This window comes from Allobosea sp. 05L423 (assembly GCF_056397745.1).
Map to the genome: position 1 here is coordinate 417457 of NZ_JBFTOA010000002.1, position 25531 is coordinate 442987.

Sequence of the window (25531 nt, forward strand, 5' to 3'; positions counted from 1 at the left end):
CTTCAGCGGTTGCGGATCCTGGAGAAGGCATCGAGCGCGCGCTGGCGCCCGAAGGCGAGGTCGACGAGCGGGGCAGGGTAGGTCTCGCCGATTCGCACTCCGGCCTCGCGCAGCGCCTTTTCCGAGGCCTTCCACGGCTGGTGGATATCTTTGTCGGAAAGTCCTGCCAGTTCCGGCACCCATTGGCGGACATAGGCACCGCCGCAATCATGGGTTTCGCCCTGCGTGACGGGGTTGAAGATACGGAAGTAGGGCGAGGCGTCGGCGCCCGATCCCGCCACCCATTGCCAGCTCGCAGCATTGCTGGCCGGATCGGCATCGACCAGCGTGTCCCAGAACCAGGCTTCGCCGGCGCGCCAGTCCTGCAGCAGATGCTTGATCAGGAAGGACGCCGTGACCATCCGGATGCGGTTGTGCATCCAGCCGGTTGTCCAGAGTTCGCGCATGCCGGCATCGACCAGCGGGATGCCGGTCTGTCCGCGCTGCCAGCGGCGGAGCGCCTCCTTGTCGGGTTGCCAGGGAAAAGCGTCGAAGCGCTCATCGTAGTTGCGCGTCGCCAGCTGGGGATTGTGGAAGAGCAGGTGGTGGGAAAACTCGCGCCAGCCGATCTCGGAGAGGAACTTCTCCGCATCGCGCTCCGATCCGGCTGCCTCGCCGGTTGCGCGGGCATGATGGAGCGCATGCCAGATCTGGCGCGGCCCGATCTCGCCGAAGCGCAGATGCGGTGAAAGCCGCGAGGTCGATTCGTGGTCTGGCCGGTCGCGACCTTCGGCATAGCCCGCGAGCGCGCCGGCCAGAAAATCGTCGAGTCGCACCGCGGCGCCTTGTTCTCCAGGCGTCCATTCCGCCCGCATGCCCCCGGCCCAGTCGGGCTTGCCGGGCTCAAGCCCGAGATTCGGCAGCGAAACGCTGAGAGCCTCGATCGACTCGGGCAGGGGAAGCGCCTCGATTCGCACCGGCGCCGGAATCGGAGCCGGCGGCCCGCCCTTCTGCCGGGCGGCGCGCCAGTAGGGCGTGAACACCTTCATCGGCTGCCCGGTCGTCGTGGTGACCTGCCATGGCTCGTTCAGGAGATGGCTGTTGAAGCTGCGGACGCTGATTCCGCTCCGCGACAGGTCTTCCTTGAGCTGGCGATCGAGCGTGATCGCCTCCGCTTCGTAGCGGCGATTCCAGGTGACCAGCTCGATTCCGGCCGCTGCCGCGACGCATGGAATCAGCTCGGCCGGATCGCCCTGCATCAGCACGAGCCGGCCGCCCTTCTGCGCCAGAGCTTTGCCGAGCGCGTCGAGCGAACGCGACAGCCACCAGCGCGAAGCGCCGCCGAGCGGCCGGCGAGCGGCGCCGGTGTCGAGAATATAGAGGCATAGGACCGGTCCGGCCTGCGCTGCCGCGGCGAGGGCGTGGTTGTCCGCCAGCCGCAGATCGTTCCTGAACCAGTGCAGGGAGCGCTCAGCCATGATTCCTCATCCGGTCGGGCAGTATCGTGCACGCGCCAACCACGCCCGCACAAACGCGGCGGGAGGCGGATCGGTATCAGGAAGAAGAAGAATTTTTTGGAGGCCTCGCCCGGAATCGAACCGGGGTGCAAGGATTTGCAGTCCTCTGCGTAACCACTCCGCCACGAGGCCTTCCGGCGAAAGCGGCATCGGCCGCCTCAGCGAGAGCGCAATAACCACAAGCCGCAGTCCGCCGCAAGCCGGCATCGCTCCGTCCACAGCGCAGATGACAAATCTGCTTGGTTGGCTCGCAAGGGGCTTGCGCTGCCGGGGGCACCCCGCTATGACCCCGCCACGTTGTTCCCGGATAGCTCAGCGGTAGAGCAATCGACTGTTAATCGATTGGTCGCAGGTTCGAATCCTGCTCCGGGAGCCAGCACCTTCCCCAAAAATCGTTAGCCCGCCCGACAGGCCGCCGCGTTGCTGCGATGCAAGGCGAGCTTGCCTTTTGCGCGCGGGTCGAACACAAAGCAGCCGTGACGGCGCTGAGCCGGCCGGATGGAATCCGCTCTTCGCAGCCGATCCGTTCCGGGCGCCAGCGCAGACGGAGAGTTCAGGGTTATGGAAGGCTTCAGCGGGCTGCGCCGCAACATGGTCGATTGCCAGTTGCGCACCTATGACGTGACCGATCGGGCCGTGCTGGCCGCGGCCGATACGGTTCCGCGCGAGGTGTTCGTCCCGGAGAATTTCGCGCATCTCGCCTATCTCGACCAGTCGATCGCATTGCCGGGCACCGGGCGCGCGCTGATGACGCCGATGGTCATCGCCCGCATGATTCAGCTGCTCGACCTGCAGGCGGGCGAGGATGCGCTCGAATATGGCGGCGGCTCCGGCTACGGGGCGGCGCTGATGGCCCATGTCGGTGCCAAGGTCACGTTGTGGGAGCCCGACTCGGCCGCCCGCACCCTCGCCGAAGGCGCGCTGCGTGCCGCCGGCGCCCAACAGGTCACGATCACCGCCACGCAGCCCGCCAGAGAATCGTTCGACGCGATTCTGGTCAGCGGTGCCTGCGAGACTCAGCCGGAATCGCTTTTCCCCTTGCTGCGAGCCGAGGGACGGCTCGTCGTGGTTGAGGGGGCAGGGCGTTCCGCCCGCGTCAAACTTTATCGAAAATCCTCGGATATCGTCGCCGGCCGCCCGGTCTTCGATGCTGCGGCTCCGGTTCTGTCCGAATTTCGCCGTCCGGAGGCCTTCGTCTTCTAAGCGTTTGCATTTTCGAAAGGAGGGTGTCGCATTTTTGTGGCAGGTTCCGAGGGAAATGCTCCTGGCGGCGCCCATGCGTTGGCTCACGGCGTCGGGCAGGGTATGAAATAGAGAATTATGCCGAGGCTGGGGCGTAGCCTGGGCGCGACTTCAGTGCGCACACGAGGCGTCCAGTGAAAATAAGATACGACAAGATTTCCGGGTTCGGGCTCTCCGCCATCATCGCCTTGGCGATGTCAGGCGGCTGGGCTTTGCCTGCCGCGGCACAGTCCATGGAAGCCGCGCTGGCCCGGGCCTATTCGGGCAATCCGACCCTGAATGCGCAGCGTGCCTCCGTCCGCGCTGTCGACGAGAACGTTCCGCAGGCTCTTTCCGGATATCGTCCCCGCATCCAGGCTTCGGCCGATATCGGCGCGAGCATCCTGGAGACCGACACCCCGGCCGGCAGTACGTCTTCGGGCTTTCATAACCGCACGACGAGCCGGCTCGCGCCGCGCGGCGCCGGCGTTTCGATCACCCAGAACATTTTCGACGCCGGCAAGACCCGCAACTCGGTCGGCCAGTCCGAATCGCAGGTGCTTGGAGCGCGAGCCACCCTCCGCAATACCGAACAGAACGTCCTGCTGGATGGCGCGACGTCCTATATGAACGTGCTGCGCGACACGGCGATTCTCAGCCTGAACCGGAACAACGTCGAGGTTCTCGAGGAGCAGCTGCGCCAGACGCGCGATCGATTTCAGGTCGGCGAGGTGACGCGGACCGACGTTGCCCAGGCCGAGGCGCGGCTGTCGTCCGCCCAGTCGCAGGCGATTCTCGCCGAATCGAACCTCAAGACCTCGGTGGCACGCTTTCGCCAGAATATCGGCATTGAGCCCCGTTCGCTCACGCCCGCCCGCCCGGTCGAGAGCCTCTTGCCGAAGTCACTGCCGCTGGCGCTGACGCACGCTCTCGGCAGCCACCCGGCGATCATCGCGGCGCTGCACGGCGTCGACGCCGCCGAGCTGCAGGTCAAGGTCACGGAAGCGGATCTCTATCCGACCATCGGCGTCACCGGCACGGTCCAGCAGCGCTACGACAGCACGTTCTTCGGCGACAACCGCCTGTCGGCGAGCATCGTCGGCGCGCTGACGATCCCGATCTATGAAGGCGGGCAGGTCTATTCCCGCACCCGGCAGGCCAAGGAAACGGCCGGCCAGCGCCGCATCGAGGTCGACACTCAGCGCGATACGGTTCGCGCGGCGGTCGTCTCCGCCTGGGGCGGGCTGGAAGCGGCCAAGGCCCAGATCATCGCTGCGCAGGCTCAGGTCGAGGCGTCCTCGACTGCGCTTGCCGGCGTTCGCGAAGAGGCCAAGGTCGGCCAGCGAACCACTCTCGACGTCCTGAACGCGCAGCAGGAACTGGTCAGCGCGCGCTCGAGCCTCGTGACGGCGCAGCGTGACCGTGTCGTCGCCTCCTATGCGGTGCTCTCGGCAATCGGCAAGCTGTCCTCCGAGACGCTCAAGCTCAAGGCCCAGTCCTACGAGCCCCGCCAGCACTACGATCAGGTCAAGGGCCTGCTGTGGGGCACACAGACCCCTGACGGCCGCTGAAGCTCTCCGTTGATTGCGGCTGGCCCTGATGCCAGCCGCCAGCTTCGGCGCATTCGCGCAACAGCGCCGATTTCTCCTGTGGGAGAGCCTGTCCTCGCCTTGTCTGCCCTGTAAGTCGTGGAATACTCCGCTCTTGGAGCAGCGTTGATTCCATCGGCGCGCCCGATGTCGAACGGTCAGGCCTTCATGAGCGCGCAAGCCAAGCCCAACGAACCGTCGATGGAGGAAATTCTCGCCTCCATTCGCCGGATCATTTCGGACGATGAGGTGAAACCGGCTGAGTCTGCCGCCGCTCAGGCTCCGGAACCTGAAGCCGCGCCTGCCCCGGCCCCGATAGCGGCTATCGACGATGACGTGCTGGATCTGGGAGCCGAAGCCGCTCTGATCGCGGCTCCGACGCCTGGACCTGCACCCGAACCTGAGCCAGCGCCCCAGAACAGCATCGTCGACGATTCCGACATCGCCTTTGTCGAGGAGCAGCCGGCTGTTGTCGCAGTGGCGCCGCCGCCGCCTCAACCAGAACCCGCTCCGTTCGTCGCCGCGCAGCCCGCTCCCGCCGTCGACATGGCGAGCCTGCTGTCGGATCAGGCCAGCTCGGCCGTGACCAACGCCTTTGGCCAGCTCGCCAGCACGGTGCTCAGCAACAACGCCCGGACGCTGGAAGACCTCGTCAAGGACATGCTGAAGCCGATGCTCAAGAGCTGGCTCGACGACAACCTTCCGACGATGGTCGAGCGTCTGGTCCGGTCCGAGATCGAACGCGTCGCGCGCGGCGGACGGAGCTGACTGCTCCGAGGCCGCCGCGCTATTGAGGCCCGCCGGTGTCGGCGGTTTACGATCAAGCCTTGGTTTGTTGCGAGCTGTCCCGGGCGCCGCGCGCCGGGCGCGCTCCGCGACGCGCGGAGACCGCCGGCCTCGCATGGCGTTGGCGCGGTCGCGCTGGCCGCCCCTCGAATGCGCCGGCTTCCCTGAGGCGTTCGAGCCCGTATCCGGCTACAGCGAGCAGGGTAGCGGGAGCGCCGAGCCGCGACACCAGCATCGTCAGGCCCACTGCGATCGGACGCGGATAGCGCCCGGAAGCGGCCTCGACGGCGAACCATGCCCCGAGGCCATGAACAAAGAGCTTCAGCATCGTTTTTCCTGTTTGGTAGCAGAGCTTTAGAAGGTGACCTTGCGGTGCTCTCCGAGTTCGGGTTTCGAGCCGGTCACAGCCGCCGCGGCCATCTTGACGCTGGTGACGATCTTGCCGGGGCTGTCCCAGAACTCGGCCATGGCGGGCCGCACGCGCAGGATGCGTATGTCGGGATCGTTCTCGTCGTCCCAGAACGCCTTGTTGCTCGGCTCCCACAGGGCACGCACGCGGGCGCGATCGTCGACCACGGTCGCCGTGCCGCTGATCGACAGATAGCGGTGTCCGCTCGTGTCGGAGAAGGCGAGACAGACATTGTCGTTGATCTGGATCTCGTCATCCTTGTGGTGGCGACGATCCGTCAGGAAGTAGATGGTGTCCTCCTCGCGCTTGCCATGGGCGTGCATGGGGCGCGCGCGCAGTTCGTCGCCATTGCCGTCATGGGTCACGAGCATGGCGAATTTGATTGAGTCGATGAGCTCCCAGACGCGATCCTGATCATTGCGGGGCATGCCGGTTTCTCCGTGTTGCAGCTGTCGTGGATGCAACGGATCGCCGCGCGGCAGGTTCCCTCGGTCGTTTAGGTCTTGGCGAGGGAACAATGGCGCCGTCCGCGCGTAGGGAGTGGCGCGACGCGCCGCTAGCGGCGCGTCGCGCTTTCCTTTGTCGTTTTCCGCTTAGGGGGATTTGCTATGGCCAAGCCTGCGACGAAGACCGCGCCGAAAACCTCTGCATCCGCGAAGATCGTCAAATCGAGCAAGATCGATCTGGCCTCGAACACCAAGACGAAGGTCGTCGGCCTGCTCAACGAACGACTCGCCGATGGCATCGACCTGGCGCTGGTCACGAAGCAGGCGCACTGGAATCTGAAGGGGCCGGGCTTCATCGGCGTGCATCTCATGCTGGACGGTTTTCGCGACCAGCTCGACGAGCATGTCGACACGGTCGCGGAGCGGATCGCGCAGCTCGGCGGCATCGCGCTCGGCACCGCGCAGACGACGGCGGCGGCGACGTCGCTCAAGCCCTATCCGACAGAAATCGTGTCGGTTCAGGATCATCTCCACGCACTGATCGAGCGCTATGCCGACACCGGCAACAAGGTTCGCGAAGCGATCGACGCCTGCGCCGAAGCGGGTGACGCCGACTCCGCCGACATCCTGACGGCCTATTCGCGCATGCTCGACAAGTCGCTCTGGTTCCTGCAGTCGAACCTGGGTTGAGCCACTTCGGCGCAAGGCCGGCGGGCGCCTGTCATCGAAAACGTTGACGGGCGCCCCGCGCATGCGCTCTTAAGACGCGAGACCTTTTGGCCTGTGATTTTCCGGCCGGGGCAGGTTCCCCGGCCTTTCTGCGTTCGAGCGAAGCGATGATGGACAAGACTTTCGAGCCGGCAGCCGTCGAGGCCCGGATTAGCAAGGCCTGGGACGAGGCGCAGGCCTTCAAGGCGGGCAGGGGAGCGGCGCCCGGGGCCGAGCCCTACTGCATCGTGATCCCGCCGCCGAACGTCACCGGCTCGCTGCATATGGGCCACGCGCTCAACAACACGCTGCAGGATGTGCTCTGCCGCTTCGAGCGCATGCGCGGCAAGGACGTGCTCTGGCAGCCCGGCACCGACCATGCCGGCATCGCGACGCAGATGGTCGTCGAGCGCAAGCTCGCCGCCGAGAATCGCACCGACCGCCGCACGATGGGCCGCGAGGCCTTCCTCGCCGAGGTCTGGAAGTGGAAGGAGGAGTCCGGCGGGACGATCGTCAATCAGCTCCGCCGTCTCGGCGCGTCCTGTGACTGGTCGCGTGAGCGCTTCACCATGGACGAGGGGCTGTCGGCCGCCGTCCTCAAGGTCTTCGTCGGCCTGCACAAGCAGGGGCTGATCTATCGTGCCAAGCGCCTGGTGAACTGGGACCCCAAGTTCCAGACCGCGATCTCGGATCTCGAGGTCCTGCAGATCGAGAAGACCGGCTCGTTCAAATGGCAGCGCGGCGGCGAAGAGGCCTTCGACGCGGCCAAGCTCGACAAGGTCCTGAGCCGCGATCCGAACGGCCATCTCTACTATTTCAACTACCCGCTCGAAAGCGCGACCTATGACCCGGATGACGCCTCGACCTTCATCACGGTCGCGACGACGCGCCCGGAGACGATGCTGGGCGACACCGGCATTGCCGTTCATCCCGACAACGAGACGATTGGCCATCTAATCGGCCGCAATGCCGTGCTGCCGCTGGTCGGCCGCATCATCCCGATCGTGCCCGACGACTATGCCGACCCGGAGAAGGGCACCGGCGCCGTCAAGATCACCCCGGCGCATGACTTCAACGACTTCGAGGTCGGCAAGCGCCACAAGCTCGACGTCGTCAACATCCTCGATGGCGAGGCGCGCATCCTGCTCGCCGGCAACGAGGATTTCCTGGCTGGCTCCAAGCCGGAAGCCGAGACCCTCGCGCTCGACGGGCTCGACCGTTTCGTCGCGCGCCGCCGCGTCGTCGAAATGATGGCTGAGCGCGGCCTTCTGGCGAAGGTCGAGCCGCATGCCCACACCGTGCCGCATGGCGACCGCTCGGATGTCGTCATCGAGCCCTGGCTGACCGACCAGTGGTATGTCGACGTCAAGCCGCTCGCGCAGCGTTCGATCAAGGCGGTGCAGGACGGACGCACCAAGTTCACACCCGAGAACTGGACCAAGGTCTATTACGACTGGCTGGAGAACATCGAGCCCTGGTGCGTCTCGCGCCAGCTCTGGTGGGGCCATCAGATCCCGGCCTGGTACGGGCCGGACGGGGAGGTCTTCGTCGCCGAGTCGGAAGCCGAGGCGCAGACCCTGGCGATGGCGCATTACGGCGACACCGTCGCACTCACGCGCGACGAGGACGTACTCGACACTTGGTTCTCGTCGGCCCTTTGGCCGTTCTCGACGCTGGGCTGGCCGCAGGAAACGCCGGAGCTCAGGCACTATTACCCGACGGCGACGCTGGTCACCGCCTTCGACATCATCTTCTTCTGGGTCGCCCGGATGATGATGATGGGCCTCAACTTCATGGATGAGGTGCCGTTCAAGGACGTCTACATCCACGCCATCGTTCGCGACGAGAAGGGCGCGAAGATGTCGAAGTCGAAGGGCAACGTCATCGATCCGCTGACGCTCGTCGACAAGTACGGCGCCGACGCGCTGCGCTTCACGCTGTCCGCCATGGCCGCCCAGGGCCGCGACATCAAGCTCGCCACCTCGCGCGTCGAGGGCTATCGCAACTTCGCGACCAAGATCTGGAACGCCGCGCGCTTCGCTGAACTGAACGGCTGCCTGCGCGCTGCCGATTTCGACCCTGCCTCGGTCAAGCAGCCGCTCAACCGGTGGATCCTCAGCGAAGCCGCACAGGCGGCCGAGGAGGTCGCGGCGGGCATACCCAGCTTCAAGTTCAACGAGGCGGCCGGCGCAGCCTACCGCTTCGTCTGGAACCAGTTCTGCGACTGGTATCTGGAGCTTGCCAAGCCGGTGCTGCAGGGCGAGAGCGTCGATGCCGCGGCGAAGGCAGAGACGCAGGCGACGGTCGCTTACGTCATCGACCTGATCTGCCAGCTGCTCCACCCCTTCATGCCGTTCCTGACCGAGGAGCTCTGGGCGCAGAAGGCCGAGGCCGGTGCGCCACGCAAGCTGGCGGCGGGCGACGCCTCGCTGGTCTGCCTCACCCGCTGGCCCGATCTTTCGGCGCTCAAGGATGCGGCGGCGGAGGCCGAGATCGGCTTCGTCGTCGACCTGATCTCGGACATCCGCTCGGTCCGCTCCGAAGTGAACGTCCCGGCCGGCACGCAGGCGCCGCTCGTGCTCGTCAATGCCTCAGTGACGACGCGGGCCACGATCGAAAGCTGGCGGCCGATGATCGAGCGGCTGGCGCGCGTCTCCGACATCGCTTTCGAGGCGGCGGCGCCGGCGCAATCGGCCCAGATCATCGTGCGCGGCGAGGTAGCGGCGCTGCCGCTGGCCGGCCTGATCGATCTCGACGCGGAGCGCACGCGACTGACGAAGGAACTCGCCAAGCTCGATCAGGACATCACGATCGTCGAGAAGAAGCTCGGCAACCCCGATTTCATGGCCCGCGCGCCGGAGGAGATCGTCGAGGAGAACCGCGAACGCAAGGCTGCGGCGGAAGCGCGCAAGCTCAAGATCGCGGAGGCTCTGGCGCGGCTTGCGTGAAGATACGTCATTGCGAGCGCAGCGAAGCAATCCAGGAGACGTAGAGCTCTGCGGCCCCTGGATTGCGTCGTCGCTTCGCTCCTCGCAATGACGCTATGGCCCGCAGCGCGTTCCGGGCATCGCAATCCGGTCACGCCTTTGTCGTCAAATTGACGCTGATCCAAGAGAGGACTGGCATTCTCTCTCGGACCCCGCTTAGATGCGCCCGACGCAAATCCGCCATGCAGAATGCGTGGCGGCAAAAGGACCGGCTGTTCAGAACCCATGCTCAAGCGAGCTTACGACTGGTGCGTTTCATACGCCTCCCATCCTGCTGCCCCCTGGCTACTCTTCGCCATCACCTTCGTTGAGAGCTCGATCAGCCCGCTGCCGCCGCTCCCGCTGCTGATTCCGATGTGCATCGCGCGGCCGGACCGCGCCTGGTTCTACGCCGGCATCTGCTCGCTCGGCGCCGTGCTCGGCGGCTATCTCGGCTACGCCATCGGCGCTCTGCTCTACGAATCGGTCGGCGCCTGGCTGATCGGCATCTACGGCCTGCAGGACAAGGCCGCGCACCTGATCTCTTCTTCGCAGGACTACTGGTTCTGGGTTCTCGTCACCAAGGGCCTGACGCCGATTCCGTTCAAGATCGTCACGATCATGTCGGGCTTCCTGCATTTCGACCTGTGGAAGTTCACCATCGGCATGGTGGTGTCGCGGACCACCTTCTTCCTGATGATCGCCGTGGCCCTGCGCTTCTATGGCGACGACATCCGCATCTTCATCGAGAAGCACCTGCCGATGACGGCGCTCGCGCTCGTCGCCGTCGTCGTGGGCGGCTTCTTCGTCCTTCCCATGGTGCTGTGAGCGGCCGCTGCGTCAGCTGCCGCCCTCGACTTTGTGACATCGACGCAACACACCGATGAGATTGGCGCTCAGCGCCGCCTCGACTGACGCAATCGCCGCGATGCCGCCACAAACGACGCCCAGCAAAACGGGGCGTTAAGTCCCTGAGATATATTCAAATTGGAACTAACGCGCCGGCTCGGGAGCGTTTTCGGGCCAAGAGTGGGTTTCGGGGGTGCCGATTGCTCCCGGCGGGTATGGCGTGGCACATCTTCGCGCCGTGCTGGTCGGGGGACGGGACGAGTGGCGATGGATACGCGTGTGTTCGACAAGTCGAGACTGCCGAGCCGCCATGTGAGCGTTGGCCCGGCCAAGGCCCCGCACCGCTCCTATTATTATGCGATGGGCATGACCGCGAAGCAGATCGCGCAGCCCTTCGTCGGCGTCGCCTCCTGCTGGAACGAGGCGGCCCCCTGCAACATCTCGCTGATGCGTCAGGCCCAGGCCGTGAAGAAGGGCGTGGCTTCCGCCAGCGGCACGCCGCGCGAGTTCTGCACCATCACCGTCACCGACGGCATCGCCATGGGCCACCAGGGCATGAAGTCGTCGCTCGCCTCGCGCGAGGTCATCGCGGACTCGGTCGAGCTGACGATGCGCGGCCATTGCTACGACGCGCTTGTCGGCCTTGCCGGCTGCGACAAGTCTCTGCCCGGCATGATGATGGCGATGGTCCGCCTGAACGTGCCGTCGATCTTCATCTATGGCGGCTCGATCTTGCCCGGCACCTTCAAGGGCCGCCCGGTCACGGTGCAGGACGTCTTCGAGGCCGTCGGCAAGCATTCGGTCGGCGCGATGTCCGACGAGGACCTGCAGGAGCTCGAGGAGGCAGCCTGCCCCTCGGCCGGCTCCTGCGGCGCCCAGTTCACCGCCAACACCATGGCGACCGTCGCCGAGGCGATCGGCCTGGCGCTGCCCTATAGTTGCGGCGCTCCGGCGCCCTACGATGTCCGCGACGCCTTCTGCTACACCGCGGGCGAGATGGTGGTGGAGCTGATCGCGCGGAACATCCGCCCGCGCGACATCGTCACCCGCAAGGCGTTGGAGAACGCCGCGATGGTTGTTGCCGCCACCGGCGGCTCGACCAACGGCGCGCTGCACCTGCCGGCGATCGCGCATGAATGCGGCATCGACTTCGATCTCTTCGAGGTCGCCGAGATCTTCAAGAAGACGCCCTACATCGCCGACCTGAAGCCCGGCGGGAAATACGTCGCCAAGGACATGTTCGAGGTCGGCGGCATCCCGCTGGTGATGAAGAGCCTGCTCGATGCCGGCTATCTCCACGGCGACTGCATGACCGTCACAGGCCGTACCATTGCCGAGAACATGGCCTCGGTGAAGTGGAACGACCAGCAGGACGTCGTTTACCGCGCCGACAAGCCGATCACTGTGACCGGCGGCGTCGTCGGCTTGCAGGGCAACCTCGCTCCCGAAGGCGCCATCGTGAAGATCGCCGGCATGCCTGAGGACAAGCTGGTCTTCACCGGCCCGGCCCGCTGCTTCGACTGCGAGGAGGACGCTTTCAAGGCCGTCACCGAGCGCAGCTACAAGGAAGGCGACGTCCTCGTCATCCGCTACGAGGGGCCGAAGGGCGGCCCTGGCATGCGCGAGATGCTGGCAACAACCGCCGCCCTCTACGGCCAGGGCATGGGCGACAAGGTCGCGCTCATCACCGATGGCCGTTTCTCCGGAGCGACCCGTGGGTTCTGCGTCGGCCATGTCGGCCCGGAGGCCGCCGTCGGTGGCCCGATCGGCCTGATCCGCGATGGCGATATCGTCGAATTGGACGCCATCACAGGAAAGCTCGCAGTCCGCCTTTCTGATGCCGAACTTGAAGAGCGTCGTAAGGGCTGGAAACCGAGGAAAACCGACTACAACTCCGGGGCGCTGTGGAAGTACGCGCAGACGGTTGGCTCCGCCAAAGGCGGCGCAGTCACCCACCCAGGAGGGGCGGCCGAAACCCATTGCTATGCGGATATCTAGCTCGACCATAGCATGCCTGTTCCTGTTCCTGGGTGGCCAGCAGGCCGCCTGGGCTCAGGACTTTGCAGGCGGAAAGCCGGTGCCGCCGCGCTCGATTCCGGGCGCCGCACTGCCGGAGCCGGGCGATTCCGTGTCTGGCGTTCCCGGAGCCGCGGTCGTCGCTCCCGCCCCCGATACGCCGACGGCGCATACGGCGCTGCCGCTCGTGCCCTTCAGCAGCGCGCGCGATGCGTTGCGGGCCTGGATGCGCGATTCCTCGGCCGGCGACAAAGTCGGCGCCGTTCGCGCGCTCGAATACGCCGCCTCCCAGGGGCACCTCACTGCGCAATACAAGCTCGGCCGCATGTATGCCGGAGGCGAGGGCGTTCCGACCAATGACCTCAAGGCCTTCGAGTATTTCTCGAAGATCGCGGACGAGAATGCCGACGCCATTCCGGGCACGGCCGAGGGCCGCATCGTCGGCAGCGCTTTCGTCGCGCTGGGCGGTTATTTCACCGACGGGATCAAGGGCAGCTATGTGAAGCCCAACCCCGACCGGGCCTTCGACATGTTCCACTACGCCGCCTCCTATTTCGGCGACCCGGACGGCCAGTACAACCTTGCCCGTCTCTACATGACCGGGCAGGGCACCGGCCGTGATCCGCGCCAGGCGGCACGCTGGATGAAGCTCGCCGCAGAGAAGGGACATGCGCCGGCGCGTGCCGCTTTCGGCGAGATGCTGCTGCGCGGCGGCGAGGGCGTGCCGCGTCAGCCTGTGCTCGGCCTGATGTGGCTTGCCATGGCCCGCGAGGGTGCCGATCCGGCGCGCGAATCCTGGATCATCGAGCGTCACGCCGCCGCCTTCGCCGCGGCTTCCGCTGCCGATCGCTCGGCAGCGCTGGCCCTCGTCGAGCGCCAGCAAATGGCGAGCTCGCGCAACAGCGGCAACAGCAACAACGGCCAGAACTGAGCGCATCGCCGTCATCCTCGGGCGTAGCGAAGCGCAGACCCGAGAGTCTCACGACGAGAAGCCACTGGTTTCAGAGATGCTCGGGTCAAGCCCGAGCATGGCGGCCTTCTGCTGCCCTCAGTGCAGCTCCACCAACACCGGCACATGGTCCGACGGCTTCTCCCAGCCGCGGACATGCTTGGCGATTCTCACTCCCGCGAGCCTGTCCGCCGCTTGTGGCGAGAGCAGCAGATGGTCGATGCGGATGCCGTTGTTCCGCTGCCAGGCGCCGGCCTGATAATCCCAGAAGGTGTAGAGCCCGCCGGCAGCGGTCGCGCTGCGTACGGCCTCGGTCAGCCCAAGGTTGACGAGGCCCCGGAAGGCCGCGCGCGTCTGCGGCAGGAACAGCGCGTCGCTGACCCAGGCAGCCGGGTCACGGGCATCGCGCGGCTCGGGAATCACATTGTAGTCGCCGGCGAGCACCAGCGGCTCCTCCTGCTCGAGCAGCATCCGGGCATGGGCCGTCAGCCGCTGCATCCAGCCGAGCTTGTAGGGGTACTTCTCGGTGTTGGGCGGGTTGCCGTTCGGCAGGTAGATCGAGGCGACGCGCACCACGCCGTCGCCGAAGGGCAGCACGCCTTCGAGATAGCGCGCCTGCTCGTCGCCATCATCGCCGGGCAGGCCGCGCCGGACATCCTCCAGGCGGGAGCGGCTGAGAATCGCGACGCCGTTGAAGGTCTTCTGGCCGTGTGTCTCGACCCGCCAGCCGGCCGCCTCGATCTCGGCGCGCGGGAAATCGGCATCCACGCATTTGATCTCCTGCAGGCAGAGCGCGTCGGGCTCGGCCTCCTTCAGGAAATCCAGCAGATGGCCGAGACGCTGGCGGACCGAATTGACGTTCCAGGTGGCGATACGCACGAGACGCTCCGAGTTAGGCAGGGCGCAGGATAAGCGGGATCGCCGCCGTCATGGCAAGCCGCTTTCGGCCGCAAACGAAAACTCCCCGCATTGCTGCGGGGAGTGATCATCCGCGACCGGATTGTCGGCCCCTGTCAGGGGCAGGCACGGACCACGCCGCCCTTGGCGATATAGGTGCCGGTTTCCGGGTTGTAGGACCTGAAGCGACGCGAGCAGTAAGCCACGGCATCGACATCCTCGATGCTGTAGCCATAGGCAGGCGCGGGCGCGCCATAGACCGGCGCCGGAGCGGGATAGGCATAAACCGGGGGCGGGGGAGGAGCGGCAAGCGCGCCGGCCGCCAGAGCCCCGCCGATGACGCCAGCCGCGATGCCGGCACCGACCGCCGGGCCTCGGTTGTAGCGGTAATACCCGGGGCCGTAATAGCCGTAGGGGCGCCACTGCACGCTTTGCAGCAGGCCCGCCTCGGCCTTGGCGGATACGACGGCCGCGGTGGCGGGAGCCAGCGGCGCTGCCGAAGCGGGGGCGGCAAGGGCGGCGCAACCGGCGATGGCGGTGGCGACGACAAGCGTCCTGATCATGACGAAACTCCTCTGCTGTCCTGTGCGAGTGGAACTCGGCATGTTCCCCCGGTCGGACTCAACTCTAGCGATCTGTCGATCCGGCGCAAAGACTAGCGTGCAATCTCGGCGCAAATTGGTCGTCACAACATTGTGGCTGTTGGGTGCCAGAGCATCATTTTGCGGGTTGCATCGATGCGTTTTCATCGCCATCTAGCGCCTCACCGCACAAAAAGCTCATCATTCGAAGGATCAGGACCCTACCATGGCCTCTCCCGGCAGCCCGCCTTTCCGACCCGACGCGCCTCGCGCGATGAAGCCGCTGCCGGCGCTCATCTTCAGCTCCCGCTGGCTGCAGCTGCCGCTCTATATCGGCCTCATCGTGGCGCAGTGCGTCTATGTCTTCCTCTTCCTCAAGGAGCTCTGGCATCTCGTCGCCCATGCCTTCGATTTCAGCGAGCAGCAGATCATGCTGGTCGTTCTCGGGCTGATCGACGTGGTGATGATCTCGAATCTGCTGATCATGGTCATCGTCGGCGGCTACGAGACCTTCGTCTCCCGGCTGCGCCTCGAAGGCCATCCCGATCAGCCGGAATGGCTGAGCCACGTGAATGCGAGCATTCTGAAGATCAAGCTGGCGATGGCGATCATCGGCATCTCGTCGATCCATCTGCTCAGGACCTTCATCGAGGCCGGCAACATCGGCATCGCGGGCAGGACCGCGAACTACACCGAGACGGGCGTCCTGCTGCAGACGCTGATCCACGTCGTCTTCATCCTGTCCGCCATCGGCATCGCCTGGGTCGACCGGATGACTGTGGCGAACGGCAAGAGCCATTAGCGACCTGCCGAGAGCAGCGTCGTCATTCTCGGGCGCCGCATGGCGGCGACCCGAGAATCTCAGGACGAGAAGGCGCTGGTTTCCGAGATGCTCGGATCAAGCCCGAGCATGACGCGGCTGCCGAGACCCGCTATTGCCCGCGTCCGGTCCGGGCGGCGAAGCGGATCGCTTCCTCGGCAGCGCGGAACAAGGCCTTCGCCTTGTTGATGCACTCCTCCTGCTCGGAGGCAGGGTTCGAATCGTAGACGATGCCGGCGCCGGCCTGGACATGCATGCGCCCGTCCTTGACGACGGCCGTGCGCAGCACGATGCAGGTGTCCATCTCGCCATTGGCGCCGAAATAGCCGATGCAGCCGCCATAGGCCCCGCGCGCGTCGTGCTCCAGCTCGTCGATGATCTCCATCGCCCGCACCTTCGGCGCGCCGGAGACCGTGCCGGCCGGGAAGCCGGCGATCAGCGCCGAGAGCGCATCGTGACTGGGGTCGATCGTACCCTCGACATTCGAGACGATGTGCATCACCTGGCTGTAGCGCTCGATGAAGAAGGAATCGGTCACCTTGACCGTGCCGATCTGCGCGACGCGGCCGACATCGTTGCGACCGAGATCGAGCAGCATGAGATGCTCGGCACGCTCCTTCGGATCGGCCAGCAATTCCTCGGCCAGTGCCTCGTCCTCGGCTTCCGTGGCGCCGCGGCGGCGCGTGCCGGCGATCGGGCGGATGGTGACGGTGTCGTCGCGCAGCCTGACCAGGATCTCCGGGCTCGAGCAAACGATCTGGAAATCGCTGAAGTCGAGATAGCACAGGAAGGGGGCCGGGTTGATCCGCCGCAACGCGCGATAGAGCGCGAAGGGCGGCAGCGCGAACGGCGCCTCGAAGCGCTGCGACAGCACGACCTGGAAGATGTCGCCGGCGCGGATATACTCCTTCGCCTTGGCGACCATCTCAAAATACTCGGCCTCACTCGTGTTCGAGGTCGTCGCCGGCTCCGGCAGGTTGGCGATGTCGATGTCGGCCTCGACGGGCAGGGCGCCTTCGAGGGCCAGGACAACCGCCTCCAGCCGCTCCTGCGCCCGCTCATAGGCGTGGCGCGCGCCGACGCCCGGCATATGCCGGACCGGAGTCACGACATGGATCTCGTCCCGCACCGAATCGAACACCACCATCAGCGTCGGCCGGGTCAGGATGGCGTCGGGAACGCCCGTGCCCGTATCCTTGGCTTCCGGCAGGCGCTCCATCAGCCGGACCATGTCGTAACCGAGATAGCCGAAGACTCCGGCCGCCATCGGCGGCAGGTCTTCAGCGTCCGGAATGGCGCTCTCATCGAGGAGAGCGCGCAGGCTCTCGAAGGCCGGGCGTGGATCGGTGAGGAAGCTGTCGCCCAGCGCGGTCCGGCAGAGCGAGGCTTCGCCCTTATGGCAGCGCCAGATCAGGTCCGGCTCCAGCCCGATCATCGAATAGCGGCCGCGCACGGCGCCGCCTTCCACCGATTCGAGCAGGAAGGCCGGGCCGGAGGTGGAATGGCGCAGCTTCAGAAAGGCGGCGACCGGTGTTTCGCAGTCGCCGACCAGAACCTGCCGCAGGAGTTGCGGCGCGCCCGTCTCGTAGATCTGCGCGAAGCGCTCGAACTCCAGAAGGGGCTGCATCGTCAATTCTGCGCTCCGCCCGTGGCATTGCGGAAGGCAGCCTCGTTGATGCTGACACCCAGCTCAGCCTGACGCTTGGCGACGTATTGCAGCAGGATGTCCTCGCTGACGCTCGACGAGAGCGCCCGCTCGAAATTGGTAGCTTCCTGCGTGGTGCGGACGTAGGGCGGAACGGTCGCCGAATCGACCTTGAACAGGATGCGCCCGCCATCCGCGCCGGCCGCCGAGCCGCTTTTGCCGGCGGCAGTGCCAAAGATCTGGCTGACGACAGCGGCCGGCAGCTCCGGGCGCTGGTCCTGACGGCCGATATCGGCGGCGGTCTCGATAGTGAGCCCGGCCGAAGCGGCAACCGTGTCGAAGCTCTCGCCCTTGTCGAGCCGCTCGGTCAGCTCACGCGCCTTTGCCGCGAGCTTGGCCGCCGTCTCGTCGGCCCGCCATTGCTTCTCGACCTCGGCCTTGACCTCGTCGAAGCCGCGCTCGCGCGCCGGGTCGATCTTGGTGACGTCGAACCAGACATAGCCCGTTTCGCGCGGCAGGCGGATCGCCTCGTTGTCGACGCCGATATCGGAGCGGAAGATCGCCTGCAGCGTCGCGTCGCCGCCCGGCAATGCCTCCTCCTTCGAGCCGTCGGGCCGGCCGAGCGTGGCGTTCAGCGGGCCGGCGCTGCGCAGCTTCAGGTTGAACTCCTTGGCGATCTCGGCGAGCGGCTTGGCGGCGGCGCGCTGGTCCTCGATCTTGTCGTGCAGCTCGGTGATGTGCCCGGCCGCGCGGCTGGTCGCGATCTCCTGCTTCAGCTCGGCAGCGACCTCCTCGAAGGGGCGCACATGCGCGGTGTCGACCTTCGTCACGCGCAGCAGCACAGTGCCGAAGGCGCTGTTGACCGGCGCGCTGACGCCTTCCTGCTCGAGGGCGAAGGCGGCCTCGCGCACGGCAGCGTCGAAGACCTGATCGCGCGTGAAGGTGCCGAGCGTCAGGTCGTTGAAGGCGACGTTCCGCTCGGTCGCGATCTCGTCGAAGGTCTCGCCGCCGTCGATCTTGGCCTTGGCAGCCTGGGCTTCCTCGACATTCGGGAAAGCGATCTGCTGGATGGTGCGGGTCTCGGCCGTGGTGAAGCGCTGGGCCTTGACCGCCTCGTAGCGCGCCTTGGCCTCCTCATCCGTGACCTTGGCCGGATCGGCGATCGTATCGGCCGAGATCGCGAGGATGTCGGCCGTGCGGTATTCCGGCGCGCGGAAGGCGATCTTGCGGTCGTTGAAGAAGGTCTTGAGCTGGTCCTCGGTCGGCGCTGCGATCTCGCCGGCAGCGCTCGCCGGCATCCGCGCGAAGGTGACGGCGCGCTTCTCGTTGCGCAGGCGGCTGCCAAGCTCCTGCAGGGCAAGCGGGGCGGTGAGGCCACCGGCCAGCATCTCGGAGAGCTGCTGGCGCAGGATGGTCGAGCGCTGAAGCGCAACATAGGTCTGTTCGGTATAGCCGTTCGAGCGCAGCAGCTCGTTGAAGCGCGCCGAAGAGAACTGGCCGGCCGCGTCGCGGAAGACCGGATCGTCGAAGATCAGGTTGCGGATCGTGTCATCCGAGACGGCGAGCCGCATGCTCTGCGCCGTCTGGTCCAGCGTCGCCTCGGTCAGCAGACGGGAGAGCACCTGCCGGTCGAGGCCGAGCGCGCGCGCCATCTCGGGCGAGATCTGGCGGCGCTGCTGGCGGATCAGGTTCTGCAGATCGTTCTGATAGGCCTGGCGCATCTGCTCGAGGCCGATCTCGGTCTTGCCGACCTTCGCCACCTCGTTCCGGCCATAGCCGCGGAAGATGTCGCCGACGCCCCAGATCGCGAAGGCGAGGATAAGGACGCCGAACATGACGCTGACGACGAGCTTGCCGAGAAAACCCTGACTCGCCTTGCGGATGCCCTGCATCATCATGGAAGCTGTCTTTCCCTGTTCCTGTTCGCCGCGCGGGATCGTGGCCGTGCGCGTGTCTGTTTCGGCGCTGCTTATAGGAACCGGCGGCGAAAGCCGCAATCGTCCCGGCTGTTTCCTGTCGCGAGGTCGCATGCGATTGCGGCGGCGGGCGGGCGTTGCTAGAGCGCAGGGACTGAATTTTCGGAGGAAAGACGTGACGCGCAGCATCAGGCCGCTGGTAGCCGGCAACTGGAAGATGAACGGCGTGAAGGCCGATATCGCCATCGCAGCCGAGGTGGCGAAGGGCTACGACACAGCGCTGAAGCAGGCCGTCGATATCGCCATCTGCCCGCCCGCCACCCTGCTGTTCACGACTTCGGCAACCCTGATCGGCGCGCGCATCGCCACCGGCGGGCAGGATTGCAGCACGCAAGGCTCCGGCGCCTTCACGGGTGAGCTTTCGGCCGCAATGCTGGCCGATGCCGGCGCGAGCTTCTGCATCGTCGGCCATTCCGAGCGCCGCACGCTCCATGGCGAGAGCAATGCGACGGTCAAGGCCAAGGCCGAGGCGGCGCAGAAGGCGCTGCTGGTGCCGATCGTCTGCGTCGGCGAGACCAAGGACGAACGCGAGGCCGGCAAGGCGCTCGCCATCGTCAAGAAGCAGCTGCGCGGCTCGATTCCGGAGGGATCGACGGCGGCCACGCTCGTGGTCGCCTATGAGCCGGTCTGGGCCATCGGCACCGGCCTGACGCCGACTGCGGCCGACGTCGCCGAGATGCATGCTGCCATCCGCACCGAGCTTGGCCGCCTCATCGGCAAGGCCGCGGCGGCCGGCGTACGGCTGCTCTATGGCGGCTCGGTCAAGCCTTCCAACGCGGCGGAGCTGATGAACGTCGCCCATGTCGATGGCGCGCTCGTCGGCGGGGCGAGTCTGAAGGCCGAAGAATTCCTGGCGATCGCCCGCGCCTGCAACGGCTGAGCCGGAGCAGGGCGCAGGGCTGATCGGCGGTCACAGAGGGGTGGCGCTGTCGGCGCACGCATGTTATGTGCGCCGCCGAATTCGCCTCGACCTTTCGAGGAGGAGCGGGTGGCCCTTGCCGGCAGCCCGCGCCATATCCATTTCGTGAGACCATGCAGAACGTTCTCATCGTCATCCACCTGATCATCGTCGTCGCGCTCGTCGGCGTCGTGCTGCTGCAGCGCTCGGAGGGTGGCGGCCTCGGCATGGGCAGCGGCGGTGGCGGCGTCGGCGGCTTCATGACCGGCCGCGGCCAGGCCAATGCGCTGACCCGCGCAACGGCGATCCTCGCAGCTCTCTTCTTCCTGACCTCGATCGTGCTGGCCGTGATGGCCAATCGCGGCCGCGTCCAGCGCTCGATCATCGACGGCGCTCCGGCGACGACCGCGCCTGCGACCCCTGGCGCGCCTGCGGCTCCGAGCGCCCCGAATGCCGGCGTGCTCGACCAGCTCCGCCAGATGCAGAACCAAAGCCAGGGCGGCGCACAGCCGCCGACGCCGCCAGCGGCGCCACAACAGTAAGCAGGGCAGGGCCGGGAAACCGGCCCTTCTCTTTTGAGTTGAGAGGGGCCGGGCGACCGGCCTTCTCTTTTGTGGACAAGCGCTCAGGGCAGGTCGGGACTGCACTGAAGGCGCTTAGCGAATCGAACCCGTGGCGATAGAGGTGAACTCCCATGACGCGGTATGTTTTCATCACCGGCGGCGTGGTGTCCTCGCTTGGCAAAGGCCTGGCGGCGGCGGCTCTCGCAGCCCTTCTGCAGGCTCGTGGCTATAAGGTCCGCCTGCGCAAGCTCGACCCCTACCTCAATGTCGATCCGGGCACGATGAGCCCGTATCAGCACGGCGAAGTCTTCGTCACCGACGACGGCGCCGAGACTGATCTCGATCTCGGTCACTACGAGCGTTTCACCGGCCGGCCCTGTAACCGGGGCGACAACATCACCACCGGCCGCATCTACATGGACATCCTGACCAAGGAGCGGCGCGGCGACTATCTCGGTGCGACGATCCAGGTCGTCCCGCATGTCACCAACGCCATCAAGGAATTCGTGCTCACCGGCAACGAGGGCTACGACTTCACGCTGGTCGAGATCGGCGGCACGGTCGGCGACATCGAGAGCCTGCCCTTCCTCGAATCGATCCGTCAGATCAGCCAGCAGCTGCCGCGCGGCCAGTGCATCTTCACGCATCTGACGCTGCTGCCCTACATCCCGACGGCCGGCGAGCTGAAGACCAAGCCGACCCAGCATTCGGTCGCCGAGCTGCGTTCAATCGGCATCCAGCCCGACATCCTGCTCTGCCGCACGGACCGCGAGATTCCGCGCGAGGAGCGCCGCAAGCTCGCCCTGTTCTGCAACGTCCGCGAGACGGCCGTGATCGAGGCTCGCGACGTCGCCTCGATCTACGACGTGCCGCTCTCCTATCACGCGGAGGGGCTCGACAATGAGGTACTCGCCGCCTTCGGCCTCGACGCCTCGACCGAGCCGGACGTCTCGAATTGGAAGCGCATCTCCGAGCGCGTGAAGAACCCCGAGGGCGAGGTCACCATCGCCGTCGTCGGCAAGTACACCGGCATGAAGGACGCCTATAAGTCCCTCATCGAGGCGCTGACGCATGGCGGCATCGCCAACAACGTCAAGGTGAACCTCGACTGGATCGAATCCGAGGTCTTCGAGAAGGAGGACCCCGCGCCCTTCCTCGAGCATGTCCATGGCATCCTCGTGCCGGGCGGCTTCGGCCATCGCGGCGCCGAGGGCAAGATCAAGGCGGCGACCTTCGCCCGGCAGCGCAAGGTGCCGTATTTCGGCATCTGCTTCGGCATGCAGATGGCGGTGATCGAGGCGGCGCGCTCGCTCGCCGGCATCGAAGGCGCCAACTCGACCGAGTTCGGACCGACCACGGAGCCGGTCGTCGGCCTGATGACCGAGTGGATGCGCGGCAACGACCTGGAGCAGCGCGCATCCGGCGGCGATCTCGGCGGCACGATGCGGCTCGGCGCCTACGATTCGAAGCTGGCGGCTGGCTCCAAGATCGCGGATATCTACGGCTCGACCGAGATCTCCGAGCGGCATCGCCACCGCTACGAGGTCAATATGGGCTATCGCGAGCGGCTGGAGGCGAAGGGCATGCGCTTCGCCGGGCTGTCGCCGGACGGTCTGCTGCCCGAGACGGTCGAGTATCCCGACCATCCCTGGTTCATCGGCGTGCAGTACCATCCCGAGCTGAAGTCCCGCCCCTTCGAGCCGCACCCGCTTTTCGCGAGCTTCATAGAGGCGGCGAAGGCCCAGAGCCGGCTGGTCTGATCTGGATCACGCCGCACCTTGATGGAAACCCGGTCATCCCGGCTGGAGCGACGCGCAGAGCCGGGATGGCCGCATTTTCCTGATGGAAATCGCAGGCGCTAGCGATCGAGCTGTACCGCCACCCAAGGGTGACGGTGCTGCTCGAAGACGGCCTTTTGCGGGGCCGGGAATTCGGGATCGGCAAAGGCTCCGACCGCGACCGCGATCATCTCCGGCCTGCGAGACGGTTCCCAGAAGACCGTGCTGCCGCAGACCGGGCAGAAATGATGCAGGACGCGAAAGCCGCTGTCGGCGGGCCGGTCGTAATCGCTATATGTTCCCGAAATGACGATGGCACCCCGTGCAAAAAAGGCCGCGACGCCATAAGGACTGCCTGTTCGCATCTGGCACGCCCGGCAGTGGCAGAGCACGACGATGGCCGGTTCTCCCCGGCACGCGACGCGCAGCTGGCCGCAACTGCAGCGGGCTTTCCTGATCGTCATACGCTTCATCCTCGCCTCGAATGACGTCGACACACTTTTTTGGATATATTTGTGGCGCGCCGCAACCATACATGTATAATAATGCATCAGCACCCGGGGGCGCGGTCAGCATGACGGTCTCGATGGCAGGGCTGCCCGCCTTTCTTCTTTATTTCGTCGTCGGCGCGGCGCTGATTGCCGCCTTCGCCGCGCTCTATCTGCACATGACCCCGCATGATGAGATAGTCTTGATCCGGGATGGCAACCTCTCGGCGGCGGTCGCGCTCGGCGGCAATGTCGTCGGTTTTTCGCTACCGCTGGAGCAGGCGATCGCTCAGGCAAGCAGCATTCCAGACTGCATCCTTTGGGCGGTCGCGGCGATGCTCATCCAGTTCGCAGCCTATGGTGTCGGGCGCCTCTTGATCCCGGAATTGTCTCGGAAGATCGAGCAGGACAGCCTGCCTTCGGCCGTGATGCTTGCAGTGATCGCCGTCGTGTCGGGAACGCTGGCCGCGGCCAGCATGACGGAATGAGGCAGCCATGAAGCGCTCGTCCCAAATCGGACTCGCTGCCGCCGGCGTCCTCCTCGTCGCCACAGTCTGGTCGATGACGGGGGACGAGAGCGAGGAAGACCTCGTCTACAACAGCTTGAGCGACTGCCGGGCCGCCGGACAGCTCAGCGCCGGACAATGCGAGACCGCATTCTCGGAAGCGACTGCCGCACGCCTGAACGACGCGCCGAAGTTCCGCAACCAGAACGAATGCGAGGCGCAATACGGCGCCAATGGCTGCAGCTCGGCCAGCGCAGGCGGAGCGCAGTATTTCATCCCCGCGCTGGCCGGCTTCATGCTCGCGCGTGGCTTCGCCGGTACGCAGGCACAGCCGCTGCTGCCACCCACCACGGCAGCCTGCCCACCCGGCTCGCCCCAGCCGGAATGCCAGCAGGCGCGCAATGGGGGCTCATCATCAGGCTCGTCAGGCGGGACCGGCGGCTCGTCCAGCAGCAGTCGGTCGCGGGCCTATTCGACGACGAACGGGCGCGGCGTCACCGCAGCCTTTGCCGCAGGCGCGCGGGGCGGCAGCGTCGCGACGACGAGCGTCTCGTCGCGGGGCGGCTTCGGCTCGACCGCGCGCTCCTATTCCTCGCATTCCTCGTCCTGAGATGCGCCGCGTCCCCCTCGCACCGCGCCCGGGCTGGACCGAACAGGTCGAGCGGCTGGGCTTCGCCTTCCACACCATCGACGGCGAGACCTATTGGGACGAAACCGCGACCTACGCCTTCACCATCGAGGAGATCGAGCGCGACATCGAGGCCCCGACCGAGGCGATCGAGCAGCTCTGCTTCGCCTTCATCGAGAAGGCGCTGGGGAGCGAAGAAATTCTGACCCGCCTCGCCATTCCGGCCGAGCACTGGGACTATATCCGCAAGAGCTGGCAGCACGGCCAGCGCAACCTCTATGGCCGGCTCGATCTCGCCTATGACGGGCGGGGCCCCGCCAAGCTGCTCGAATACAACGCCGATACGCCGACGGCCCTGTTCGAATCGAGTGTCGTGCAGTGGGACTGGCTAGAGCATGCGATGGCCCGCGGCGCGATCCCGGCTGGCGCCGATCAGTTCAATTCGCTGCATGAACGCCTGATCGCCGCCTTCGCGGCGCTGCGCGAACCTTGGCCCTATCGTCTGCATCTGACCTGTGTTCATGGCAGCGTCGAGGACAAGGGTACGGTCGATTATCTCACCGATTGCGCCGTTCAGGCCGGCCTTGATGTGCGCTTCACCTATATCGAGGAGATCGGCCTGCTCACAGATGGACGCTTCTGCGACGGCGCCAACCAGCCGATCGAGACGCTCTTCAAGCTGTACCCCTGGGAATGGCTGTTCCGGGAGAGCTACGGCGAGGCGCTCGCCGGCTCGCGGTGCCAGTTCATCGAGCCGCCCTGGAAGGCGCTTCTCTCCAACAAGGGGCTGCTCGCCTGCCTCTGGGAGATGGAGCCCGGTCATCCCAACCTGCTGCCGGCCTTCTTCGAGGGCGATCCACGCTGCGCGACCCTGTCGGCCCGCCGCGTGCGCAAGCCGCTCTATTCGCGCGAGGGCGCCAACGTCACGCTGATGGAGCGCGACCAGGTGCTCGACAGCGACGACGGTCCCTATGGTGCGGAGGGGCATATTCTGCAGGATGCGGCGACCAATCTGTTCTCGGCCGACGGCAACTATGCCGTGCTGGGCTCCTGGCTCGTCGCCTCGCAGGCCTGCGGGCTGTGCCTGCGCGAAGACGCCTCGCCGATCACCAAGAACACATCGCGCTTCCTGCCGCACTACATCGAGCCGTAGCCCTCGCCATCATCGCGAGCGCAGCGAAGCAATCCGGGAGGACAGGGTGATAGGCTTCGACCCGGTTCCCATGGATTGCTTCGCTGCGCTCCTCGCAATGACGTTTCAAAACGGGCCGAAAATGCTCTAGCCTTGGGTTCCTGACGCCTGTCGAAAGAGCCTG

At 66.0% G+C, this 25531-nt stretch carries 23 protein-coding genes and 2 tRNA genes; 16 read left to right on the forward strand and 9 right to left on the reverse strand.

Going from position 1 to position 25531, the window contains the following annotated elements:
• Positions 1-2 precede the first annotated feature (2 nt).
• Positions 3-1457 (reverse strand): cryptochrome/photolyase family protein, encoded by a 1455-nt coding sequence (locus tag AC1DNE_RS06010; protein ID WP_441471031.1) that lies wholly within the window; start codon positions 1455-1457, stop codon positions 3-5.
• A 97-nt stretch (positions 1458-1554) separates the two neighbouring features.
• Positions 1555-1628, reverse strand: a tRNA-Cys gene (locus tag AC1DNE_RS06015).
• Positions 1629-1797: 169 nt separating this feature from the next.
• Here AC1DNE_RS06015 and AC1DNE_RS06020 point away from each other — a divergent pair.
• The 4 genes from AC1DNE_RS06020 (at position 1798) to AC1DNE_RS06035 (ending at position 5074) form a co-directional block, all read left to right on the forward strand.
• Positions 1798-1872, forward strand: a tRNA-Asn gene (locus AC1DNE_RS06020).
• A gap of 185 nt (positions 1873-2057) precedes the next feature.
• Complete coding sequence (locus tag AC1DNE_RS06025) at positions 2058-2699, forward strand: protein-L-isoaspartate O-methyltransferase family protein (RefSeq protein WP_441471032.1); 642 nt, start codon at positions 2058-2060, stop codon at positions 2697-2699.
• Positions 2700-2872: 173 nt separating this feature from the next.
• Positions 2873-4288: a TolC family outer membrane protein gene (locus tag AC1DNE_RS06030; RefSeq protein ID WP_476765345.1), complete on the forward strand. Its 1416-nt coding sequence runs from the start codon at positions 2873-2875 to the stop codon at positions 4286-4288.
• Between the two features lie 186 nt (positions 4289-4474).
• Positions 4475-5074: a PopZ family protein gene (locus AC1DNE_RS06035; protein WP_441471092.1), complete on the forward strand. Its 600-nt coding sequence runs from the start codon at positions 4475-4477 to the stop codon at positions 5072-5074.
• Positions 5075-5126: 52 nt separating this feature from the next.
• Here AC1DNE_RS06035 and AC1DNE_RS06040 read toward each other — a convergent pair whose 3' ends face one another.
• Both AC1DNE_RS06040 and AC1DNE_RS06045 read right to left on the reverse strand, forming a co-directional pair.
• Positions 5127-5420 (reverse strand): hypothetical protein, encoded by a 294-nt coding sequence (locus AC1DNE_RS06040; RefSeq protein WP_441471033.1) that lies wholly within the window; start codon positions 5418-5420, stop codon positions 5127-5129.
• Between the two features lie 26 nt (positions 5421-5446).
• Entirely contained in the window at positions 5447-5929 is a 483-nt protein-coding gene (locus tag AC1DNE_RS06045; RefSeq protein WP_441471034.1) for a pyridoxamine 5'-phosphate oxidase family protein, read from the reverse strand.
• 180 nt (positions 5930-6109) lie between these two features.
• Here AC1DNE_RS06045 and dps point away from each other — a divergent pair, with 180 nt between their 5' ends.
• The 5 genes from dps (at position 6110) to AC1DNE_RS06070 (ending at position 13417) form a co-directional block, all read left to right on the forward strand.
• Positions 6110-6637, forward strand: a complete 528-nt coding sequence (dps, locus tag AC1DNE_RS06050; protein ID WP_441471035.1) for a DNA starvation/stationary phase protection protein Dps — start codon at positions 6110-6112, stop codon at positions 6635-6637.
• 146 nt (positions 6638-6783) lie between these two features.
• Complete coding sequence (locus tag AC1DNE_RS06055) at positions 6784-9603, forward strand: valine--tRNA ligase (RefSeq protein ID WP_441471036.1); 2820 nt, start codon at positions 6784-6786, stop codon at positions 9601-9603.
• Positions 9604-9867: 264 nt separating this feature from the next.
• Positions 9868-10449 (forward strand): YqaA family protein, encoded by a 582-nt coding sequence (locus tag AC1DNE_RS06060; RefSeq protein ID WP_441471037.1) that lies wholly within the window; start codon positions 9868-9870, stop codon positions 10447-10449.
• Positions 10450-10737: 288 nt separating this feature from the next.
• Positions 10738-12468, forward strand: coding sequence for a dihydroxy-acid dehydratase (gene ilvD / locus AC1DNE_RS06065; RefSeq protein WP_441471038.1), 1731 nt, complete (start codon positions 10738-10740; stop codon positions 12466-12468).
• A complete protein-coding gene (locus AC1DNE_RS06070; RefSeq protein ID WP_441471039.1) occupies positions 12455-13417 on the forward strand; it encodes a tetratricopeptide repeat protein in 963 nt (320 codons plus the stop codon). The genes ilvD and AC1DNE_RS06070 overlap by 14 nt, the downstream gene beginning before the upstream one ends.
• A gap of 117 nt (positions 13418-13534) precedes the next feature.
• On the opposite strand, the gene xth is transcribed toward AC1DNE_RS06070, so the two are convergent.
• Positions 13535-14314, reverse strand: coding sequence for an exodeoxyribonuclease III (gene xth / locus AC1DNE_RS06075; RefSeq protein WP_476840971.1), 780 nt, complete (start codon positions 14312-14314; stop codon positions 13535-13537).
• A 134-nt stretch (positions 14315-14448) separates the two neighbouring features.
• Positions 14449-14895, reverse strand: a complete 447-nt coding sequence (locus tag AC1DNE_RS06080; protein WP_441471041.1) for a BA14K family protein — start codon at positions 14893-14895, stop codon at positions 14449-14451.
• A 244-nt stretch (positions 14896-15139) separates the two neighbouring features.
• Between AC1DNE_RS06080 and AC1DNE_RS06085 the strand changes: the two genes are divergently transcribed.
• The gene (locus tag AC1DNE_RS06085) at positions 15140-15715 is read left to right on the forward strand and encodes a TIGR00645 family protein (protein ID WP_476767045.1); all 576 of its coding nucleotides are present in this window, start codon (positions 15140-15142) and stop codon (positions 15713-15715) included.
• Between the two features lie 130 nt (positions 15716-15845).
• Here AC1DNE_RS06085 and trpE read toward each other — a convergent pair whose 3' ends face one another.
• Positions 15846-17360 carry an anthranilate synthase component I gene (trpE, locus tag AC1DNE_RS06090; RefSeq protein ID WP_441471093.1) on the reverse strand — a complete coding sequence of 505 codons (1515 nt, stop codon included), beginning with the start codon at positions 17358-17360 and terminating at the stop codon, positions 15846-15848.
• Between the two features lie 2 nt (positions 17361-17362).
• Positions 17363-19276, reverse strand: a complete 1914-nt coding sequence (locus AC1DNE_RS06095; RefSeq protein ID WP_476767046.1) for a peptidylprolyl isomerase — start codon at positions 19274-19276, stop codon at positions 17363-17365.
• 193 nt (positions 19277-19469) lie between these two features.
• Between AC1DNE_RS06095 and tpiA the strand changes: the two genes are divergently transcribed.
• The 3 genes from tpiA to AC1DNE_RS06110 all read left to right on the forward strand — a co-directional run bounded on the left by tpiA (position 19470) and on the right by AC1DNE_RS06110 (position 22575).
• Entirely contained in the window at positions 19470-20234 is a 765-nt protein-coding gene (tpiA, locus tag AC1DNE_RS06100) for a triose-phosphate isomerase (RefSeq protein ID WP_441471044.1), read from the forward strand.
• 152 nt (positions 20235-20386) lie between these two features.
• Positions 20387-20794: a preprotein translocase subunit SecG gene (gene secG, locus AC1DNE_RS06105; RefSeq protein ID WP_441471045.1), complete on the forward strand. Its 408-nt coding sequence runs from the start codon at positions 20387-20389 to the stop codon at positions 20792-20794.
• Between the two features lie 152 nt (positions 20795-20946).
• On the forward strand, positions 20947-22575 hold the full coding sequence (locus AC1DNE_RS06110) for a CTP synthase (RefSeq protein ID WP_476767047.1): 1629 nt from the start codon (positions 20947-20949) through the stop codon (positions 22573-22575).
• Between the two features lie 98 nt (positions 22576-22673).
• Here the strand turns inward: AC1DNE_RS06110 and AC1DNE_RS06115 are convergent, their stop codons facing one another.
• Positions 22674-23057: a GFA family protein gene (locus AC1DNE_RS06115; protein WP_476767048.1), complete on the reverse strand. Its 384-nt coding sequence runs from the start codon at positions 23055-23057 to the stop codon at positions 22674-22676.
• A 20-nt stretch (positions 23058-23077) separates the two neighbouring features.
• On the opposite strand from AC1DNE_RS06115, the gene AC1DNE_RS06120 reads away from it, so the two are divergent.
• Genes AC1DNE_RS06120 through AC1DNE_RS06130 form a run of 3 tightly spaced genes read left to right on the forward strand, consistent with a single transcriptional unit; the run spans position 23078 to position 25368 of the window.
• On the forward strand, positions 23078-23569 hold the full coding sequence (locus AC1DNE_RS06120; protein WP_476767049.1) for a DUF350 domain-containing protein: 492 nt from the start codon (positions 23078-23080) through the stop codon (positions 23567-23569).
• Positions 23570-23576: 7 nt separating this feature from the next.
• The gene (locus AC1DNE_RS06125; RefSeq protein ID WP_441471049.1) at positions 23577-24197 is read left to right on the forward strand and encodes a DUF1190 domain-containing protein; all 621 of its coding nucleotides are present in this window, start codon (positions 23577-23579) and stop codon (positions 24195-24197) included.
• 1 nt (position 24198) lies between these two features.
• Positions 24199-25368 carry a glutathionylspermidine synthase family protein gene (locus AC1DNE_RS06130; protein ID WP_441471050.1) on the forward strand — a complete coding sequence of 390 codons (1170 nt, stop codon included), beginning with the start codon at positions 24199-24201 and terminating at the stop codon, positions 25366-25368.
• The last annotated feature ends 163 nt before the right edge of the window (positions 25369-25531 follow it).

What these genes read in the sequence shown, in the direction of transcription:
- AC1DNE_RS06010 (WP_441471031.1), bottom strand. Translation starts at nt 1,457, where the DNA reads ATGGCTGAGCGCTCCCTGCACTGGTTCAGGAACGATCTGCGGCTGGCG.
- AC1DNE_RS06025 (WP_441471032.1), top strand. Translation starts at nt 2,058, where the DNA reads ATGGAAGGCTTCAGCGGGCTGCGCCGCAACATGGTCGATTGCCAGTTG.
- AC1DNE_RS06035 (WP_441471092.1), top strand. Translation starts at nt 4,475, where the DNA reads ATGAGCGCGCAAGCCAAGCCCAACGAACCGTCGATGGAGGAAATTCTC.
- AC1DNE_RS06040 (WP_441471033.1), bottom strand. Translation starts at nt 5,420, where the DNA reads ATGCTGAAGCTCTTTGTTCATGGCCTCGGGGCATGGTTCGCCGTCGAG.
- AC1DNE_RS06045 (WP_441471034.1), bottom strand. Translation starts at nt 5,929, where the DNA reads ATGCCCCGCAATGATCAGGATCGCGTCTGGGAGCTCATCGACTCAATC.
- dps (WP_441471035.1), top strand. Translation starts at nt 6,110, where the DNA reads ATGGCCAAGCCTGCGACGAAGACCGCGCCGAAAACCTCTGCATCCGCG.
- AC1DNE_RS06055 (WP_441471036.1), top strand. Translation starts at nt 6,784, where the DNA reads ATGATGGACAAGACTTTCGAGCCGGCAGCCGTCGAGGCCCGGATTAGC.
- AC1DNE_RS06060 (WP_441471037.1), top strand. Translation starts at nt 9,868, where the DNA reads ATGCTCAAGCGAGCTTACGACTGGTGCGTTTCATACGCCTCCCATCCT.
- ilvD (WP_441471038.1), top strand. Translation starts at nt 10,738, where the DNA reads ATGGATACGCGTGTGTTCGACAAGTCGAGACTGCCGAGCCGCCATGTG.
- AC1DNE_RS06070 (WP_441471039.1), top strand. Translation starts at nt 12,455, where the DNA reads ATGCGGATATCTAGCTCGACCATAGCATGCCTGTTCCTGTTCCTGGGT.
- AC1DNE_RS06080 (WP_441471041.1), bottom strand. Translation starts at nt 14,895, where the DNA reads ATGATCAGGACGCTTGTCGTCGCCACCGCCATCGCCGGTTGCGCCGCC.
- AC1DNE_RS06085 (WP_476767045.1), top strand. Translation starts at nt 15,140, where the DNA reads ATGGCCTCTCCCGGCAGCCCGCCTTTCCGACCCGACGCGCCTCGCGCG.
- trpE (WP_441471093.1), bottom strand. Translation starts at nt 17,360, where the DNA reads ATGCAGCCCCTTCTGGAGTTCGAGCGCTTCGCGCAGATCTACGAGACG.
- AC1DNE_RS06095 (WP_476767046.1), bottom strand. Translation starts at nt 19,276, where the DNA reads ATGATGATGCAGGGCATCCGCAAGGCGAGTCAGGGTTTTCTCGGCAAG.
- secG (WP_441471045.1), top strand. Translation starts at nt 20,387, where the DNA reads ATGCAGAACGTTCTCATCGTCATCCACCTGATCATCGTCGTCGCGCTC.
- AC1DNE_RS06110 (WP_476767047.1), top strand. Translation starts at nt 20,947, where the DNA reads ATGACGCGGTATGTTTTCATCACCGGCGGCGTGGTGTCCTCGCTTGGC.
- AC1DNE_RS06115 (WP_476767048.1), bottom strand. Translation starts at nt 23,057, where the DNA reads ATGACGATCAGGAAAGCCCGCTGCAGTTGCGGCCAGCTGCGCGTCGCG.
- AC1DNE_RS06120 (WP_476767049.1), top strand. Translation starts at nt 23,078, where the DNA reads ATGACGTCGACACACTTTTTTGGATATATTTGTGGCGCGCCGCAACCA.
- AC1DNE_RS06125 (WP_441471049.1), top strand. Translation starts at nt 23,577, where the DNA reads ATGAAGCGCTCGTCCCAAATCGGACTCGCTGCCGCCGGCGTCCTCCTC.
- AC1DNE_RS06130 (WP_441471050.1), top strand. Translation starts at nt 24,199, where the DNA reads ATGCGCCGCGTCCCCCTCGCACCGCGCCCGGGCTGGACCGAACAGGTC.